Source organism: Aeromonas sp. CA23 (genome assembly GCF_002587065.1).
Taxonomy (GTDB): domain Bacteria; phylum Pseudomonadota; class Gammaproteobacteria; order Enterobacterales; family Aeromonadaceae; genus Aeromonas; species Aeromonas bestiarum.
The window spans coordinates 2762645-2780293 of record NZ_CP023818.1; the positions used below are offsets into that span (position 1 = coordinate 2762645).

The 17649-nt window shown below is 61.6% G+C and carries 15 protein-coding genes; 6 read left to right on the top strand and 9 right to left on the bottom strand.

Annotated elements, in window-relative coordinates:
• Positions 1–43: 43 nt before the first annotated feature.
• The 5 genes from rnk to CK910_RS12975 all read right to left on the bottom strand — a co-directional run bounded on the left by rnk (position 44) and on the right by CK910_RS12975 (position 5029).
• The gene (rnk, locus tag CK910_RS12955) at positions 44–439 is read right to left on the bottom strand and encodes a nucleoside diphosphate kinase regulator (RefSeq protein ID WP_042036507.1); all 396 of its coding nucleotides are present in this window, start codon (positions 437–439) and stop codon (positions 44–46) included.
• Between the two features lie 229 nt (positions 440–668).
• Positions 669–1403 carry a substrate-binding periplasmic protein gene (locus CK910_RS12960; RefSeq protein ID WP_172955306.1) on the bottom strand — a complete coding sequence of 245 codons (735 nt, stop codon included), beginning with the start codon at positions 1401–1403 and terminating at the stop codon, positions 669–671.
• Positions 1404–1483: 80 nt separating this feature from the next.
• Positions 1484–2167 carry a hypothetical protein gene (locus CK910_RS12965; RefSeq protein WP_098983554.1) on the bottom strand — a complete coding sequence of 228 codons (684 nt, stop codon included), beginning with the start codon at positions 2165–2167 and terminating at the stop codon, positions 1484–1486.
• Between the two features lie 55 nt (positions 2168–2222).
• Entirely contained in the window at positions 2223–3614 is a 1392-nt protein-coding gene (locus CK910_RS12970; protein ID WP_172955307.1) for an alkaline phosphatase, read from the bottom strand.
• Positions 3615–3637: 23 nt separating this feature from the next.
• The gene (locus tag CK910_RS12975; protein WP_098983559.1) at positions 3638–5029 is read right to left on the bottom strand and encodes an alkaline phosphatase; all 1392 of its coding nucleotides are present in this window, start codon (positions 5027–5029) and stop codon (positions 3638–3640) included.
• Positions 5030–5360: 331 nt separating this feature from the next.
• Here CK910_RS12975 and ylqF point away from each other — a divergent pair, with 331 nt between their 5' ends.
• The 3 genes from ylqF to CK910_RS12985 all read left to right on the top strand — a co-directional run bounded on the left by ylqF (position 5361) and on the right by CK910_RS12985 (position 7899).
• Positions 5361–6311 (top strand): ribosome biogenesis GTPase YlqF, encoded by a 951-nt coding sequence (gene ylqF / locus CK910_RS12980; protein ID WP_042870767.1) that lies wholly within the window; start codon positions 5361–5363, stop codon positions 6309–6311.
• A gap of 229 nt (positions 6312–6540) precedes the next feature.
• Complete coding sequence (locus CK910_RS23745) at positions 6541–6714, top strand: hypothetical protein (RefSeq protein ID WP_157774617.1); 174 nt, start codon at positions 6541–6543, stop codon at positions 6712–6714.
• A gap of 36 nt (positions 6715–6750) precedes the next feature.
• The gene (locus CK910_RS12985; RefSeq protein WP_098983562.1) at positions 6751–7899 is read left to right on the top strand and encodes an MFS transporter; all 1149 of its coding nucleotides are present in this window, start codon (positions 6751–6753) and stop codon (positions 7897–7899) included.
• A 161-nt stretch (positions 7900–8060) separates the two neighbouring features.
• Here CK910_RS12985 and CK910_RS12990 read toward each other — a convergent pair whose 3' ends face one another.
• The 3 genes from CK910_RS12990 to dinG form a co-directional block, all read right to left on the bottom strand.
• Positions 8061–8969, bottom strand: coding sequence for a histone deacetylase family protein (locus tag CK910_RS12990; protein ID WP_098983564.1), 909 nt, complete (start codon positions 8967–8969; stop codon positions 8061–8063).
• 76 nt (positions 8970–9045) lie between these two features.
• The gene (locus CK910_RS12995; protein ID WP_043137423.1) at positions 9046–9705 is read right to left on the bottom strand and encodes a YccT family protein; all 660 of its coding nucleotides are present in this window, start codon (positions 9703–9705) and stop codon (positions 9046–9048) included.
• 174 nt (positions 9706–9879) lie between these two features.
• The gene (gene dinG / locus CK910_RS13000; RefSeq protein WP_043137422.1) at positions 9880–11952 is read right to left on the bottom strand and encodes an ATP-dependent DNA helicase DinG; all 2073 of its coding nucleotides are present in this window, start codon (positions 11950–11952) and stop codon (positions 9880–9882) included.
• Between the two features lie 382 nt (positions 11953–12334).
• Between dinG and CK910_RS13005 the strand changes: the two genes are divergently transcribed.
• The 3 genes from CK910_RS13005 to CK910_RS13015 all read left to right on the top strand — a co-directional run bounded on the left by CK910_RS13005 (position 12335) and on the right by CK910_RS13015 (position 15914).
• Positions 12335–13390: a porin gene (locus tag CK910_RS13005; protein WP_098983567.1), complete on the top strand. Its 1056-nt coding sequence runs from the start codon at positions 12335–12337 to the stop codon at positions 13388–13390.
• 232 nt (positions 13391–13622) lie between these two features.
• On the top strand, positions 13623–14564 hold the full coding sequence (locus CK910_RS13010) for a hypothetical protein (protein ID WP_172955308.1): 942 nt from the start codon (positions 13623–13625) through the stop codon (positions 14562–14564).
• Between the two features lie 159 nt (positions 14565–14723).
• On the top strand, positions 14724–15914 hold the full coding sequence (locus CK910_RS13015; RefSeq protein ID WP_098983569.1) for an amino acid aminotransferase: 1191 nt from the start codon (positions 14724–14726) through the stop codon (positions 15912–15914).
• A gap of 188 nt (positions 15915–16102) precedes the next feature.
• On the opposite strand, the gene CK910_RS13020 is transcribed toward CK910_RS13015, so the two are convergent.
• Positions 16103–17605: a helicase HerA-like domain-containing protein gene (locus tag CK910_RS13020; protein WP_098983571.1), complete on the bottom strand. Its 1503-nt coding sequence runs from the start codon at positions 17603–17605 to the stop codon at positions 16103–16105.
• Positions 17606–17649: the final 44 nt, after the last annotated feature.

A 17649-nucleotide genomic window follows, 5' to 3' on the forward strand; every position in this document is an offset into this window, starting at 1 on the left:
CGCCGTCCCCCGTGGTGCTCGGGTCGGCGCGTGCCCGTGGCGGCTAGCGGTGCAGCTCGCCCGCCCGTTCCGGCTGATAGACCACTTCCAGGATCTCGACCTGGATGGTGCGACCGGCGGGTCCCGGCCAGGCGATGCTGTCGCCCACCTTCAGCCCCAGCAGGGCGCTGCCGACCGGTGCCAGCACGGAGATTTTGGACTCATCCCCCTGCACATCCTTCGGATAGACCAGGGTCAGGCAGAAGTCGTTGCCGCTGCTCTGCATCTTGAAGCGCACAGTGCTGTTCATGGTCACCACGTCCGGTGGCATGTCGGCCGGCTCGCGCATCTCGGCGCGGTCCAGCTCCTCCTGCAATGCCAGGTGCTGCGGGTGGTTGCCGAGTAGTTGTTCGATGCGATCGAGATCCAGGCTGGAAATCACGAGATTAGGTCTTTGCATAAGATATTCCTTATCAATGGGTCATATGACCAGGATGGCGGGCAAGCTGGTCGCAAAAGGGGGTCGATACGAAAAAACAGATCGGGAACGCATGCCCCCGAACGACTCGCTGTCAGGGGCGAGGGCGGGGGCTCAACGGGGTGTGAGCTGGCTTGGAAAAATCATGAACGCTTTCATGGGGATACCATAACCATTCTGGACTGTTTTGGCAATTATCCTGATAGGCTTGTCAGGGGGCCTGATAATCGTACTGCTTGATGATGCGCGCCAGGCTGCCATCGTCGCGCATGGCCATAATGGTCTTGCGCCAGCGCAGCGCGTCGGCAGGGGGAAAGTGGGGGCTGGCGGCAAGGTAGAGGGCCGTCTGTTGCAGGGTGTCGCCGCGCACCAGATCCGCCAGCGGCAAGCCGGCCTGCTGCTGATTGTAACGGGCGCTGTTCCAGGCCACGGCCCAGCCCTGAATACGATCCAGCGCCAGCTTGCTGGCATTGCTGACCTCCTCGGCTACCACATCCTGTTTCACCTGGCCAAGCGGCTGGATCAGGCTCTGGCCATAGGATCCGCGCATCACCCCTATGGTCAGGCCGGGCAGCGCCTTGACCGAAAGTGGCTCGGGGTGGTGTTGGCGATGGCTGACCAGCACGAAGGCTTCGTCCAGCAGGGGGGCGATCCAGAGAAACAGGGGCTCGCGCTGGGGGCTTTTGACCGGTGGTACCAGCAATACGTTCTGGCGATGACGGGTCTGGCTGAGGGCGCGGGCCAGCGGCATCAGCTCTATGGTCAGCGGCTCCTTGAGGCGGCGGGCTGCTTCCTCCAGCACTTCTATTGCCATGCCGCTCGGGGCGCCCTGATAGGAGCGGATTACATAAGGGGGGATCTCGGCCGCGATGACCACAACGGCATGGGCCTGAATGGCCGGAAAGAGAAAGCTGCAGCACAGCAGCATGAGAACGGGAATGCGCATAGGAGACCGGATCAGGGATGAGTACACAGAGTGTAACATCCCGTTACCGCAAGTCAGCTCACCCCATTCAGGGTGGCGCGTCAGTCGAAGAAATCCCTCAGATCCAGCGTCTGGTAGCCTTCCAGCTGCTGCCAGGGCAGCTGTTTTGGCAAGGGCTTGAGGGTCACCTCCATCCGGTAGCTGCGATAGCCATCCAGGCTTGCCGACTCCACCACCAGCGGCAACTGCCAGCGGCTCGACCAGAGGATGCGGGTACGCTGTTTGCCCTCGCGCCCTTCATACCAGCGCGCCTGCTCGGGGGCGGCCTCATCAAGGGGCGTCATCCCTTGCAGCAGGGCCGGGTTGACGAGGTAGCGGATCCGCTCCCAATCCGGTTTGAATGCCACCTGGCCATACTCTTCCTCCGGCACCTCCACCAGCTGGTTGTGCCAGCTGTCGGCGTAGCGCAGTTGCAGCTCCCCCTGTGCATCGCGGGTCACCCAGCGCGCCGCCATCTGATGGGTGAAGTGCTTGTGGCCCGGGTTGGCATCGTGGGTGGCGTGATAGGCGCGTGCCAGCGGCAGCGGGATGAGCCGCTGGCTCCACACCTGGTTGCCGACTCGCATCCACTTCTCCTGCCAGCTGTTTTCCTTGGCGATGCCATCGCTGCTGGTGACCCTGTCGTGATAGCTGATCCGGGCGGCCAGATCGGGGGTCTCCTCGGCATGAGCCTGAAAGGAGAGGGCGCTGCCAAGCAGCCATAACGGAAGTAACAGTCGCATCATGCTTGATCGCTCGAAAGAGCAGGGGCCCGGGTTCAGGAACCCGGGCCCCTGCAGCTTACAGGCCGAGCGCCTCCCGCAGTTTGCCGAACACCTTGGTGTTGTCCAGCGTGCCCTTGAAGCGGCTGCTGCCGGCGCCGTCCGCGAACAGCATCACATCGCCGCCGCCGTGGGTTTCGGAGCCCAGCTTGACGCCGGTCTCCTGCAGGTAGTCGTCGCTCATCACCTCATCGCTGGTGAGGGTGGGGCGCACCGCCGGGCGGTTGGGGCCGTTGCCGAACACCAGCGTCGTGAAGGGCTTGCCATCCACGTCGTTCTGGGTCGAGCCGTCGGCGTTCTTGACCAGATCCAGCACCTTGTTGCCCTTGGCGGAGTAGCCGTTGATGGTCATGGTGTGGTCGTGGTCGGCGGTGACCACAATCAGGGTATCTTTCAAGTCCACCTTGCCGAGCGCCGTCTTGACCGCTTCATCCAGCGCCACCGCATCGGTGAGGGAACGCTTGGCATTGGTACCGTGCAGGGCGTGGTCTATGCGCCCCCCTTCCACCATCAGGAAGTAGCCCTGGCTGTTCTGGCTCAGCAGATCGATCGCCTTGGCGGTCATCTCCGACAGGGACGGCTGGGTATTGGCCGCCCCCTTGGCGACGCGGTCCAGTTCGTAGTCGAGGTGGGACTTGGGACTGAACAGGCCGAGCAGCTTGCCACTGCTGACCTTGGCCAGATCGCTCTGGGTGGTGACATAACTGTACCCCTGGGCGGTCAGCTCGGCGGTGAGATCCCGGCCATCGGCGCGGCCGCCCTTGTTGCTGGCGCTGTAGGGGGTCCAGTGGTTGGCTCCGCCCCCCATCAGCACGTCTACCCCGTCCCCTAGCGCGGCGTTGAAGCCGGCCCCGCCCGGCACCGCCTGCTCGGCGATGGCATAGGCGGCATCCCGGTGGCAGATGTGGGCGTAGGTCGCGGCCGGGGTAGCGTGGGTCAGCTCTGTGGTGGTGACGGCGCCGACCGACTTGCCCGCCGCCTTGGCCAGCTCCAGTATGCTGGGCACAGGCGTGCCGTTGTCGCTACTGCAGTTGTTGATGCCCTTGTTGCCGTTGGCATCCTTGCCCGGAGCGACCGCCTTGGTGTCGCTGCTCATGGCGATCACCTCGTTGTTCATCTTGACGCCTGTGGTGTAGGCCGCCATGGAAGGGGCCGAATCCGTGGTCTGGGCATCATTGGAGAAGGTCTTGATACGGGCGCTGCGTGGCAGCTTCATCATCTCCAGGTTGCCCTCTTCACCCACCTTGAACAGGCGGGTGGCGGTGAGCACCGTGGGGCCCATGCCGTCACCGATAAACAGGATGACGTTTTTGGCATCGCTGGCCTGGGCCTGGGCAAAGGAGCCGAGGGCGGTGAGCAGGGCGGTGCAGACGAGGGTTCTGTGCAGGTTGTTTTTCATGGTTCTTTTCATGGCTCCTTTCATGGGAATGCTCCTTACAGCCCGGCTGCAGCCTTGACCTTGCCAAAGACGGCGGTGTTGTCGAGTGAGCCGTGGAAGCTGTCCGCTCCCTGGCCGATGGCGCCGAGGAAGACATCGGTGCCGCCGTGGGTCTCGTTGCCGATCTCGCCCACCTTGACCACCACCTCCTGGTGATAGTCGTTGGCGGAGACGGTGGCGTCATCCAGCGCGGCAACGTTGCTGCGCGGGCCATCCACCCGGTTGTAGCCGTTGCCAAAGCCGATGATGGTGTAGGGCATGCCATCGCTATCCTTGCTCGGTTCGCCTGTCTCGTAGTTCCTCACCAGCCCGAGCACGCCCGGGTTGTCGGCCGTGGTCTTGCCGGTGCGCTTGGCATAGCCGTTGAGCACCAGCGTGTGGTCATGGTCGGCGGTGACCACGATCAGGGTGTTTTTCAGCTCGGGGTCGGTCTTCTTCACCTCGTCGATGGCGGCCTTGATGGCGTTGTCGAAGGCGAGGGTATCTTGCAGGGCACGCTTGGCGTTGGTGTCGTGCAGGGCGTGATCGATGCGTCCCCCTTCCACCATCAGGAAGTAGCCCTTCTCTTTATCCTTGAGCTGCTTGATGGCAGCCAGGGTCATCTGGGTAAGGGAGGGCTCGCTGGCCGGTCTGTCCAGGTCATATTTCATGTGGCTCGCCCCAAACAGCCCCAGCAGCGGTTTGCCCGCCTCGGCCTTGTTCAGCTCGTCCAGGTTGCTGGCGAACTGGTAGCCCTTGGCCTGCATCTCGCTGATGAGGTTGCGGCCATCCTCCCGCTTGCCCTTGTCGGCTTTTGGCAGGAAGAAGCCGCTGCCACCGCCGAGCACCACATCCAGCCCCTCTTTCAGGGCGCCGTTGTAACCGGTGCCGCCTGGCACCATCTGGGCGGCGATGTCATTTTCCAGATCCCGGTTGCAGATGTGGGCATAGGTGGCTGCCGGGGTGGCGTGGGTAACCCGGGTGCTGGTGACGATACCGGTTCCGCGGCCATCAGCCTTGGCAAGCTCCAGCAGTGTGGTGACCGGCTTGCCGGCACTCTTGCTGCAGTCGCTCTCATAGGTGGCATCGCCGTCCATGCTGATGACACCGTTGTTGCTCTTGACCCCTGTCATGTAGGCCGCCATGGAAGGGGCGGAGTCTGTGACCTGGGAGTCGTGGGAGAAGGTCTTGATGAAGGCCGTCTCCGGCAGGGTGTCTATGGTGAGACTGCCCTCTTCCCCGACGCCATAGATGCGGGCCGCGGTCAGGGTGTTGAGACCCATGCCGTCACCGAGGAAGAAGATGACGTTCTTGGCGCCTGGCGCCGGGCTGTCGCTGTCGTTGTTGGAGTTGCAGCCGGCGGCCAGGGCGGCGCCGATCATCAATGCAAGTCCTGCCATTTTTCTCATTGGGGTTCGCTCCTTGTAAAACCTGAGCGAAGCCTAGAGGGATCAGATGACACTTTTAGTGGTTATCGATGACAATCCGGTGAAGGCAGGGTTTGAATGTGATGTTGTATCAATCAGTTATCTGCAAATCTCGGTCGAGTGACGCCAAGGTCTTCGCTGGCGGCAAGGGGGCGCGATCCTTGGTGGTTTGCGCTCATGAGGCTAGAATGGCCTGTCAAATCCGGGCATCCACAGGTAAAATACGCCCCCTTGCGACGCCTGACGTCCGCCATTGCCCGCCGCTCGTTCCATAGCAAGCCAGCGCCCGCAGCCCCTACAGAGAGTAACGGATATGTCCATCAACTGGTTCCCCGGCCACATGCACAAGGCCCGCAAAGAGATTGCCGAGGTCATGCCCCAGGTCGATGTCATCATAGAGATGCTCGATGCCCGCATCCCCTTCTCCAGCGAAAACCCGCTGGTGCCCGAGTTGCGCGGTGATACCCCTGTTATCAAGGTGCTGAACAAGGCCGATCTCGCTGACCCCGAGATCACGGCGCTGTGGGTGGCCCACATGGAAAAAGAGAAGGGGATCAAGGCACTGCCGCTGACCCAGCAGGAGCCGGAGAAGATCAAGCAACTGCTGACCCTGTGCCACGAGATGCTGCCGGAGCGCAACTTCGACCTGCGCGGGGTGCGCGCCATGATCATGGGCATTCCCAACGTGGGCAAATCCACCCTGATCAATACCCTGGCCGGGCGCATCATCGCCAAGACAGGCAACGAGGCGGGGGTGACCAAGTCCCAGCAGCGGATCAAGCTCGACAACAACGTCATCCTGACCGATACCCCGGGCTTCTTGTGGCCCAAGCTCAACCCGCCCTCCTGCGGCTATCGGCTGGCGATCACCGCCGCCATCAAGGACACGGTATTCGACTACGCCGACATCGCCATGTTTGCCGCCGACTACTTCATCAAGGCCTATCCGGAGCGCGTCAAGGCGCGCTACCAGATAACCGATCTGCCGGAGACGGAGATCGAGCTGCTGGAGCTGATCGCCCGCCAGCGCGCCTTTATGCGCAAAGGGGGCCTGGCCGATCTGCACAAGGCGTCCGAGATCCTGGTGAACGAGTTCCGCGCAGGCTTCTTGGGTCGCATCTCGCTGGAAACCCCCGAGATGGTGAGCGCCGAGATAGTGGCGGCCGAAGAGGACGCGGCGCAGAAGGCCAAGGAGAAGGCCGAACGGGAAGACGAGCGTCAGGCGCGCGCCCGTCGCAAGTACGCCAGGAAGCGTCAGAAATAGCCGCTATTGTGCTTTATATAAAGAAGAGGCGACCCCGGGGTCGCCTCTTCTTTTAGGGCGTTCAGGGTCAGAACAGGCGTCAGGCAAGCCAGTGGTGCACCCATGGTCGACATGATGGTGTGTCCCCTCGAACCGGTAGCCGTTACCGACCACTGTTTGTTTTTCCCGTCTGCTCTTGAGCGCCAGCAGCCTGCCGTCACACTCACGGCGTCGCTAAAGGTTGATGACGATGATCGACCGACCATGGCTCGCCAAGGCGGCCAAAGATCCCGTTAATCAAGGGGATAAGCCTGATGTCGAGAGGGTGTCGTGCGGTGCCGATCAACGCGGCAACGCCTGCGCGGAGAAAAACATCGCCTGCGCGATTTCAGGCCGATTGACAATGCCGTTGGCGGTGGCATGATGCGCTCGCATTTTGACTCTCCTCACGGTTTTATCCATGACCACATACACCCGGCCAGTGCTGTTGTTGCTCTGCGGCCTGCTGCTGCTGACCCTGGCCATCGCGGTGTTGAACACGCTGGTACCGCTCTGGCTTGCCCATGACCATCTGCCGACCTGGCAGGTGGGGATGGTCGGCTCCTCCTATTTCAGCGGCAACCTGTTGGGAACCCTGCTGGCGGGGGCGCTGATCAAGCACTGCGGGTTCAACCGCAGCTACTACCTGGCATCTGTTCTCTTTGCCGCAGGCTGTGTCGGCTTGGGGCTCACCCTTGGCTTCTGGAGCTGGCTTATCTGGCGATTCATCGCCGGCATTGGCTGCGCCATGATCTGGGTGGTGGTGGAGAGCGCGCTGATGTGCAGCGGCAATGCGCGCAATCGCGGACGGCTGCTGGCCGCTTACATGATGGTCTATTACCTGGGAACCGTGCTCGGGCAACTGCTGGTCAGCAAGCTGTCGACCGCGCTGATGGATGTGCTGCCCTGGGTGACCGGTCTGGTATTGGCGGCCATCCTGCCGCTGCTGTTCACCCGCATCGTCAGTGAGCGCAGCGAACAGCAGGGGGCAACCCGGGTCTGGCCTATGCTGCGCCTGCGTCAGGCGCGGCTCGGCGTCAACGGCTGCATCGTCTCCGGCATGGTATTGGGGTCGCTGTATGGCCTGATGCCGCTTTATCTGAACCACCGGGGGGTGAGTGATGCCGGCATTGGCTACTGGATGGCGGTGATGGTCAGTGCCGGCATCCTGGGGCAGTGGCCGATCGGCCGCCTGGCGGATCGGTTCGGGCGCCTGCAGGTGCTGCGGGTTCAGGTGTCGGTGGTGATCCTGGGCTCTGTGGCCATGCTCGGCACAGTGGCGATGGGCCCGGCGCTGTTCATCCTGGGGGCTGCGGGTTTTACGCTCTATCCGGTCGCCATGGCGTGGGCCTGCGAGAAGGTCGAGCACCATCAGCTGGTGGCGATGAACCAGGCGCTGCTGCTGAGCTACACCATAGGCAGTCTGCTCGGCCCGGCCTGTACCGCACTCTTGATGCAACACTACTCGGATAATCTGCTGTTCATCGTGATCGCCTGTGTGTCGTGCATTTATCTGCTGATGTTGCTGCGCAAGCTGGGTGAACATCCGACGCCGGTGGCCCACGCCTGATGCTGCTCGCGCGTCGATGTGCAGTGCATGACGCGTTCACGGGTCGGCCTTGCTCATGGTGACCTCGGCACGGCGCAGTCGTGCTGCACATTAAAGAAGAGGCGGCCCCGGGGCCGCCTCTTCTTTTACGGGAACCCAGATTTGGTCAGCAAGCGGACCCTTTATGGCGCGTCCTGACCGAAGCGACGGCGCGCCTCCTCGAACAGGGAGAGGTGCAGCGGGATCAACTGCTGCCAGTCGCGCCGATAACCGCCGCCCGGTACGGCCGCAATGGGCAGTCCGTGCCGGTACGCGCAGTCAAATACCATGGCATCGCGCTGGCGTACCCCCTCGTCGCTCAAGGCGAGATAGCCGAGTTCGTCGCCCTGGTGCACATCGACCCCGGCCTGATAGAGGATGAGGTCGGGGGCATAGAGCCGCAGCGCCAGGTTGAGCGCCTCTGTCAGCGTGGTGAGGTAGGCATCGTCCGCCATGCCGCTTGGCAGGGCAAAGTCCATGTGGGAGGCGGGCTTGTGGCGGGGGAAGTTGTGCTCCCCGTGCAGGGAGAGGGTGATGATATCGCGCCGGCCCTGGCACAGGGCTGCACTGCCATCCCCTTGATGTACATCGAGATCGACGATCAGTACCTGCTCGCAGCGCCCTTCGTCCAGACAAACCTGGGCGGCGATCACCAGATCGTTGAACAGGCAGAAGCCGCTGCCAAAATCCCGGTGGGCATGGTGATAGCCGCCGGAGATCTGCAGGCCGCAACCCTGTTCGAGGGCATGGCGGCTGGCGGCAAGGGTGGCGCCCACCGAGCGCAAGGTGCGTTCAATGAGCATGGGGGACCAGGGGAAGCCGAGCTGGCGGATGGCGCCCGTATCGAGGGTGCCGGCGAGGGCAGCATCCACATAGGCGGCATGGTGCACTCTTTTTATCTGCTCAGGGGTGGCTGCCGCGGCTTCTGTCAGCGGATAGCCGAGGTTGCCGAGGCGCTCAAACAGCGCCTGATACTTGGCCAGCGGGAAGCGGTGGCGCTCGGGCAGGGTCAGGGCGGAGTAGAGAGGGTGATAAAAGATGCGCAGTGACATGAAAGCAGGGCCTTGGCGGATATGAAGAAGGGGAGCCAGGCTCCCCTTCTTGCACCAGATGGCATTCAATACGCCATTACTGCTGCTGAATAACCCAGATCTGGAAGGCTTTGCGGGTTTCTGCATCGGCCTTGTTGTACCAGCTCTGCAGCTGGGTCAGGGCTTCCGGGTTGCTCTGAGCCTTGCTCGGGGCAACCTGGACCGGCGCGCTGGCGGCGGCCATGACGGCGGCGCTGGAGACGGCGACCGTGGCCGGCTGGTTGAAAGCCTTGCCCATGCCCAGCAGCTCTTGCTGATAGTCACGGGTCAGCTGGAAGCCTTCGACTTTTGGCAGCACGAATTGCTCGCTGGAAACGACTTGGCTGTTGCTTTTGTCTTTCAGGACCACTTTTTGATCCTTGATGAACTGCTTGGCTTCGGTTTCGTTGCGCGGCTTCTTGTAATCCAGCACCAGCTTCTGGTTGTCGGCGGCGGTGAAGTTGATCACCAGCGGCTCGGCGGTCACCAGTTTGGTGTCGCTGCGGCTGGAATAGTTGCCTTCGAAGGCGACGACCAGCTGATGCTCACCCGCCTTGATGGGGAAGGTGTTGGTCTTGTCGAGCAGCTTGGGATTGATGGACTGGCCATCGATCAGCTGGACGACATAGGGGTTGGTGACTTCCAATTGGGCATCGGCCAGGGCACTACCTGCCCACAACAGACCAGCCAGGGCCGGCACCAGAACAGTCAGTTTCATTTCATCTCCTTGAACAGTCAGGCGAGTGCCCACTGAAAAACAGGGGCTCATTTTTACAGGTTTGCCCAAGGGCAGCAATAGGCGTTTATGACGCCATGGATTGGCCCGGCTGCCCATCTTTCTATCAAAAGCGATATGTGCCAGTCGGCCTTGCTCCCGCCGGGTGCCAGGACCCTATTCAATCCGGCGGCTAAACGGTGGCAGCGCATCGAGCAACCCCTTGCCATAGCGCTTGGTCAGCAGGCGCCGGTCGAGTATGGTGACCCGGCCCCTGTCCGCTTCCTTGCGAATGAGGCGGCCGCAGGCCTGAATGAGTTTGCGGGAGGCCTCCGGCACCGTCAGTTGCAGGAAGGGGTTGCCGCCCCGTTTCTCGACCCACTCGGCGGTGGCTTCCTCCACCGGCGAGTTGGGCACCGCGAAGGGCAGCTTGGTGATCACCAGGTTGGTGAGGTAGTGGCCGGGCAGGTCCAGCCCCTCCGAGAAGCTGCCGGTGCCAAACAGTATGCTGGCCTGGCCGCCGTCGCACTTTTGCTTGTGCAGGGTGAGCAGGGCATTGCGGGAGGCTTCTCCCTGTACCAGCAAGGAGAGCCCCTTGGCTCTCAGCCCCACCGCCACCTCGTTCATCTGCCGGTAGGAGGAGAAGAGCACCAGGCTTGCCTCCTTGCCGGCCAGCAATCGGGGCAGGGCGCTGATGAGTTCCTGGGTGAAGGCGGGGGAGCTGGGCTCATGTTCCATCCTTGGCAGATAGAGTTCGGCTTTCTGGTAATCAAACGGGGATCTCAGACGCAGATAACGGGTGCCGTCGTGCTCTTTCAGCCCTACCTGATGGCGAAAATAGCTGAATGAAGAGAGGGCCGTGAGGGTGGCCGACACCAGCACTGCGCCCAGACAGCGGGACCAGAGCCACTCCTCTAGTAGATACCCTACTTCGATGGGGGAGGCGTGCAACCAGATGTCGCCGTCATCGCTCTTGGCCATCCAGCGGGCGAGCGGTGTCTTGCCCTCGGGCACATGGCGCCCCAGCATCTCCCACAGGGCGCAGAAACTCTCCAGCCGCTGCAGGTGAAAACCGGTTTCCGCCAGCAGGGGCTCGGCCTCCTTGCGCCGGATCTCGCCATCCTTCAACGCCTCGCCGATGGCGCCCTGCATCCGGTCCAGTGCCCGCAGCGCCTTCTTGCTCGCCTCCTTCAGGTTTTCCGCCAGCATGGGCAGGGGATCTGGCAGCACACCTTCGGTGAATCGATAGTGTGCCTCGCCATTGAACAGCCGGTCGTTGGCGCCGAGCCACTGCTCCAGTGCCTTGAGATCCGGTTGCAGGGAAGCCAGCGCATCCTGCAGCTTCAACTGGGGGTCGAGCAAGCTGTCCTTGTTCAGCGTCCTGGCCAGCTTGCCGGCACTCTGTACCAGCTTCTCCAGCCAGCGACGGGAGCCCTTGACGCTGGCCGAGGCGGCGCCGTGATCCCGGGCTATGGTGGGCAGGTGATGGGCCTCGTCCAGCACATAGAGGCACTCGTCGGGGGGCGGCAATATGATGCCCCCGCCCATGGTGAGATCGGAGAGCAGCAGGGCATGGTTCACCACCAGCACATCGGCGGCATCCATGTCGTTGCGGGCGCGGTGGAAGGGACAGTGCTGATGATGGCTGAGCGCCTTGTTGCAGGTGTGGCGGTCGGCGGCGATGCGATCCCAGCACAGGTCCGGGATGGGCTTGGGCCAGTTGTCCCGGTCGCCATCCCATTTCCCGTCCGTGTAGGCCTGCCACAGCGCCTGATAGCGCTCTTTGTCAGAATCTGACGGCTTGTGCTTGCTTAAGCTACCGAAATCGAGCTCGAAGTTGGCCATCTCGGTGCCGCTTGCCGCTTGTTCAAGCAGATGTTCGCAGCAGTAGCGCTGGCGCCCCTTGACCAGCATGAAACGAAACGGCAGCTCGCTGTGGCGGTGATAAAAGGGCAGGTCCTTGTGGATCAGCTGCTCCTGCAACGCGACGGTTGCGGTGGAGATCACCAGCTTCTTCTGGGTCAGGCGTGCCACCGGGATGGCACCCTGGGCATAGGAGAGGGATTTGCCGATGCCGGTGCCGGCTTCGGCCACCAGGATGCGACGCTGCTTGTCATACTCCCCCGTCAGGGTCTTGGCTATCTCCGCCACCAGAAAATTCTGCTCCTTGCGTGGCACAAAACCGGGTAAACCATCGGCGATTTGGCGATAGGTATTGCGAATGGCGGCTTTGAGGCGGGTAGACAGCATGAAAGAAAAGACCGTTGCGGGGGGTGAAGAAGGACAGGATACCCGTAACTGCCAACCCGGGTCGAGGCATGGTGCAACGCACAGATCAGACCTCTTCTTCTATTTATAAGGCGGGCCCTCGTTACTGTGCGATAAATCACCAGCATGGGCCGCTAAAGCCAGCCATTATCGCTGTAAACGTTTTCCCAAGAGGTGCAAACAATGTGGGATTCAGGTCACAAATTTTCCGCTATGACTATGCTTTTCGTAAAAAGTTCCAAGTTTTTTCATTGCGGATTGGAAAACCCGGTGCTAGTCTCGGGCCCCATAGTGATGCAAAGAACATCGCTAACACAGGGAATAACAACAACTTAGTGTTTAATTACAGTAGGCATTGGAAACTATGAAAAAGACAATTCTGGCTATTGCTATCCCGGCTCTGTTTGCATCCGCCGCTAACGCTGCAGTGATCTATGACAAAGACGGTACCACTTTTGACGTATACGGCCGTGTTCAGGCTAACTACTACGGTGACACCAACGAAGCTGACTCTACCGCTGCTTCTGGTTACAAAGATGTTGATGGTGAGCTGAAAGGTTCCTCCCGTCTGGGTTGGTCCGGCAAGATTGCTCTGAACAACACCTGGTCCGGTATCGCCAAGACCGAGTGGCAAGTTTCTGCTGAAAACTCCGCCAACAAGTTTGATTCCCGTCACATCTACGTTGGTTTCGACGGCACCCAGTACGGCAAGGTTATCTTCGGTCAGACCGATACCGCCTTCTACGACGTACTGGAGCCGACCGATATCTTCAACGAGTGGGGCAGCGAAGGTAACTTCTATGACGGTCGTCAAGAAGGCCAGATCATCTACTCCAACGCCATCGGCGGTTTCAAGGGTAAAGTGTCCTATCAGACCAACGATGACCAAGCTGTGAAAGTGGCTGACGTTGCTGGTGGCATCAAGACTACCGTTTTCCCGGACGTGAAGCGTAAGTATGCTTACGCCGCTGCTGTCGGTTATGACTTCGACTTCGGCTTGGGCTTCAACGGTGGTTATGCTTACTCCGACCTGGAAGGCAAAACCACAGACGCTACCGGCAAGAAATCCGAGTGGGCTCTGGGCGCACACTACGCCATCAACGGCTTCAACTTCGCCGGTGTTTACACCCAGGCTGACGTGAAGAACGACACCACTGGCTACAAAGATGAAGGCCGTGGTTACGAGCTGGCTGCTACCTACAACGTTGATGCCTGGACCTTCCTGGCTGGCTACAACTTCAAAGAAGGCAAAGAGAATGCCAACCTGAGCGGTTCTTCCTACAAAGACCTGATGGATGCCACTCTGCTGGGCGTACAGTACTCCTTCACTTCCAAGCTGAAAGCCTACACCGAATACAAGATCAACGGTGTTAGCGGCAAGGATGACGACTTCACTGTTGCCCTGCAATACAACTTCTAATCCAGCCTCTGCGCTGATTTAGTTGGTAAACGGCCAAGCTTGCTTGGCCGTTTTGTTTTATCTGTCGTCTGTCATTTTATTGCCCGCTTTCACCCGCGTTAATCACTTCCCCTTGACCTCTTTGACCTGCGCCAGCTCACGTTGTCTCTTTTTTGTCCTTGGCTCCCAGCCGCTGAATCGCTAGATTATTCGACTCGTTGAAGGATGCTCGACAAACAGGGAAGGATGACGCTTGATTGACTTCAGTCACCCGCAATGGCGGGAACTGGCCCGCCAGCTACTGGATCACTCCCCCCTGGTGATCCGGGCTCGCCAGTATCTGCCACTGGTAGGCCTGCTCAAGGACAACCAGTTGCTGCTCGCCCTTGGCAATCACAGCTATGAACTGACCCCGGCCGGGCGGCGCTATCTGACCCGCGAACTGACGCTGGCCGAAATTGCCACTGCGCCGCCAACCCCCGAAGAGTGGCTGCAGGCCCATGGCTGGCAGCTTGGTGAGCGGGTCAATGAGCGAGTACTGGCGGCGCTCTATCGCAAACCGGAGGCAACCTTCAGCCCCAACGAGCAGATCGATTTCGAGGACAAGGGCGTTCGGCTCTGCGCCGATCAGCTGCTGCGCTTGCGTGCGCCGCAACCCTTCAGCCTGTTTTTCAGCGGCGGAACCCTGCTCGATGCGGCCCCCTGGTTGCAGGCACTGGGGGAGTTGGCCTTGCCTGAGCGTACCCTGGCCGGGCTTGGCAAGATCCTGTGGGGAGAGGGGAATATCGAGCGGGTGATCACCACCGACAGCGTCGGTACCTTTGCCGAGCTGGCGCTCTGTGACGGCTCCCTGCTGGTATGGGCGCCCACGACGGCACAAGTCGCCTTGCAACAGGTCGTGGCCGCTCTGCCGCCCAATGTACAGTGGAGCCACCTCACTTCACTCGATCCCGCTGGTGTGGATCGGACACTGGCGCTGGCCCAGCGGCTGGGCCGTCCGGCCAGCTGGTGGCTGCCAACTGCCTTCTCCCCCATAGTGTCGGCCTATGCCCAGCCGTTGGGTGATGGCCGCCCCTGGGAGCCGAGTCGGATCCCCAAGCCATTGTTAGCAGTTTGTAGCGGTTTGGTTGAGTCCAATGGTGGCTTGTCCGCCGAGGTGTGCGCGCTGGCGCCAGAGTGGCATGCGGTCGGTTGATATTGCCGCAGATGTCGTTGAGAAAGCGGTTTTCCCCCATTGAGCGCGATGATATAAAGAGTTGACGAAGCGCTCGCCAAACGGGCGCTTTCGTGTGTCACAGACGGTTTGCCGACACGCTTTGCCACCCAACGAACTCAACGGAATACAGGGAATACCATGTTTGAAAAGGTTGTTGCCGCCCCAGCGGATCCGATCCTGGGCCTGACCGAAGCCTTCCGCGCTGACTCTCGCAGCCACAAGATCAATCTGGGGGTCGGGATCTACAAGGATGAGACCGGTGCCACCCCTATCCTTCACTGCGTCAAGAAAGCCGAGCAGAAGCTGCTCACCGACGAGAAGACCAAGAATTACCTCGGTATCGAAGGCAATATCGAATACGGCCGCATAGTGCAGCAACTGCTGTTCGGACAGGCGTCCGCCTTGATCGCCAGCGGCCGCGCCAAGACAGCTCAAGCGCCGGGCGGTACCGGTGCCCTGCGCATCGCCGCCGAGTTCGTGGTGCGCAACGGGCTGGCCAAGACCATCTGGATTTCCGATCCCACCTGGGCCAACCACGTCAGCGTGTTCCAGGCTGCCGGTTTGACCGTCAAGTGGTACAAGTACTACGACGCCGCCACCAAGGGGCTCGACTTTGTCGCCATGCAGGCGTCGCTCAGTGACGTACAGGCCGGTGAGCTGGTACTGCTGCACGGCTGCTGCCACAACCCGACCGGTATCGATCCGACGACCGAGCAGTGGCGCGCCCTGGCCAAACAGAGTGCCGCCGCCGGCTGGCTGCCGCTGTTTGACTTTGCCTATCAGGGTTTTGCCCGTGGTATCGAAGAGGATGCCGAGGGCCTTCGCATCTTCGCCGAGTGCCACGACGAGCTGCTGGTGGCGAGCTCTTTTTCCAAGAACTTCGGCCTCTACAACGAGCGGGTCGGCGCCTTCACCCTGGTCAGCGCGACCAAGGCGATCGCCGACGTGGCCTTCACCCAGGTCAAGACCGTCATCCGTGCCAACTACTCCAACCCGCCGTCACACGGCGCTGCCGTGGTGACCACCATCGTCAGTGACCCGGCCCTCTATGCCGAGTGGGTGGAAGAGGTGGCGGCCATGCGGGTGCGCATTCGCGAGATGCGCGAGCTGCTGGTGGAGAAGTTGTCTGCCCTCGGTGTGAGCCAGGACTTCAGCTTCATCCGCGAACAGAACGGCATGTTCTCCTTCTCCGGTCTCTCCAAGGATCAGGTTGAGCGCCTCAAGAGCGAGTTTGCCATCTACATAGTCGGTTCAGGCCGGATCAGCGTGGCCGGGATCACCCGCGCCAACATAGATCCCCTGTGCGACGCCATCGCCAAGGTGCTGTAACAGAGGCGAACAGGCTGCACTTGACATCACCCGCGTCAGATAGCATTGATCCTCTGTATGACGCGATCGCCAAGGTGCTGTGATGCTTCAGCCGTGATGGCTGAGTGTTTGCGTAGGTGATGTTGCCTGAGCAGTAAAAAGCCCGCCGGGGAGACCCGGCGGGCTTTTTCGTTCCTGCGGTTTTCACCTCAGCGGCGTCGCTTGTTTCCCCCCAGTAGGGAGCCGAGTACCCCGCGTACCAGCTGGCGCCCCACCTCGCTGCCTATGGTGCGGGCCACGCTCCTGGCGGCGGTCTGCACCACGCCGTCGTGCTGGCCACCGCGCGGGCCTGTGCGGCCAAACAGGATGCCATTGAGGGCATCGAGCAGACCGCCTTCGGCGTCGGTCTTGGTTTCGCCATCCGCTGTGGCGGCAGCCTTGCCGCCATTGAGCCGCTCGAAGGCGGAATCCCGGTCCTCGGTCTTTTCATATCTGCCGTACAGCAGGGAGCCCCGGATCAGGGCCAGCCGCTCGGCCTCGCTCAAGGGCCCGATACGGCTGGCTGGCGGTGCTATAAAGGCGCGCTCCACCACGTTCGGGCGTCCCTTCTCATCGAGCAAAGAGACCAGGGCCTCGCCCACCCCGAGCTCGGTGATGGCGCCGGCCGCATCGAAGGCCGGGTTGGCGCGCAGTGTGTTGGCGGCGATCCGTACCGCTTTTTGATCGCTCGGGGTGAAGGCGCGTAGCGCGTGCTGTACCCGGTTGCCGAGCTGCCCCAGCACGCTGTCGGGAATATCGGCCGGGCTCTGGGTCACGAAGTAGACGCCGACCCCTTTCGAGCGGATGAGGCGCACCACCAGCTCTATCTTCTCCAGCAGCGCCCTGGGGGCATCGTTGAACAACAGATGAGCCTCGTCGAAGAAGAACACCAGCACCGGCTTGTCCGGGTCGCCCACCTCGGGCAGTTGTTCGAACAGCTCAGACAACAGCCAGAGCAGGAAGCAGGCATAGAGCCGGCTGGACTGGGTCAGCTTGCTCGCCGCCAGCACATTGATGTGACCGTGACCGGCTTCGTCGGTCTGCAACAGATCCTGAATGTCCAGCATGGGCTCGCCGAAGAAGTGATCGCCCCCCGCGCTCTCCAGGGTGAGCAGGTTGCGCAGTATGGCGCCGATGGAGGCGGTCGACACATTGCCATAGCGGGTGGTCAGGGATTTGGCGTTCTCCCCGGCAAACTGCACCATGGCGCGCAGATCTTTGAGGTCGAGCAGCAGCAGGCCCTCGTCGTCCGCCACCTTGAACACCAGCTCCAGCACCCCGCTCTGGGTGTCGTTGAGGCCGAGCAGCCGGGCCAGCAGCAGGGGGCCCATGTCGGAGACGGTGGCCCGCACCGGGTGCCCCTGCTCGGCAAACAGATCCCAGAACAGGGCGGGACTGGCGGCAAAGACGGGAACCGGCATGGCGAGCTGGGCCAGACGGGCATCCAGCTTGCTGGATGGGGTGCCGGCGGCGCCCAGTCCACTCAAGTCCCCCTTCACATCCGCCAGAAAAACCGGTACCCCGAGGCGGGAGAAGCCCTCTGCCAGCACCTGCAGGGTGACGGTTTTGCCCGTGCCTGTGGCGCCCGTGATGAGGCCGTGGCGATTGGCCATGGCGGGCAGCAGGGAGAGGGGTTGGCCATTGGCATAGGCCAGCGTCAGCGGTTCTGTCATGGTGGGCTCCTTGTCCTGGCAGGTGGCGCGCAGCAGTTAGCTAC